This is a genomic window from Levilactobacillus namurensis DSM 19117, assembly GCF_001434785.1.
Classification (GTDB): domain Bacteria; phylum Bacillota; class Bacilli; order Lactobacillales; family Lactobacillaceae; genus Levilactobacillus; species Levilactobacillus namurensis.
In genome coordinates, this window is the sequence record NZ_AZDT01000037.1 from 1 (window position 1) to 714 (window position 714).

Genomic DNA, 714 nt, shown 5'->3' on the forward strand with positions numbered 1-714 from the left:
TTTTTCTACGTCTTGTCAATAAGAATGTTGTTAAATCAATGTTTTATGATGAGAAGTTTAGGGCCTAGGTTCCGGAACGATGTTTTTCGTTCCGGAACCTAGGCCCTATTGCTATTATTTTTGTGATTTAGAGCCAATTAAATAAGCCTTGGAGGTATCAAAATTTTTTCAAGGCTGGTATGATAAACTATAACGAATATTACTTCGATTGAGGGCTTAGCTCATAGGAGTAAGGTTGATTCGTTTTTATCAGGTATAGGATTGTTTTGATAAGGCGATCCATTTGACGGACGATGAGTTTCTTCTTTGAAGAAGAGGCTTCTCGTCTTTTTTCGTATGCATCGCGAATGTGATTGTTACCCATCTTAGGATTAAGCATAAGAACGACCGTCCAATACAAGATCCGACGTGCATGGGGATTACCGTGTTTGGTGATATGGCGAGCGGATTGATGATCACCAGAATCAACTTCCGTTGTATCAAGACCAACATAGCTATTCAACTGCTGACGGGTATTGAACCGCCTGATGTCGCCTAATTCGCTAATTAGCCGAATGGCGGTACTGCCCCCGATACCAGGGATTGTTTGAAGAAGTGTAAACTCTGACAAGGATTTACCTAGAGTCATCATGCGCACGACCTGCTGGTCCTGCGCCGCTTCTAGGGCAAGAACTTGCTCCGCCAAAGCTTTCATTTGTCGTGTGTTATCCGATG

General features: G+C 42.6%; 1 protein-coding gene. It reads right to left on the reverse strand.

The window, feature by feature from the left end; all coding sequences use genetic code 11:
• Positions 1-199: 199 nt before the first annotated feature.
• Positions 200-714 (reverse strand): transposase (locus tag FD30_RS06305; protein WP_156652551.1); only part of this gene is annotated, 515 nt, incomplete at its 5' end.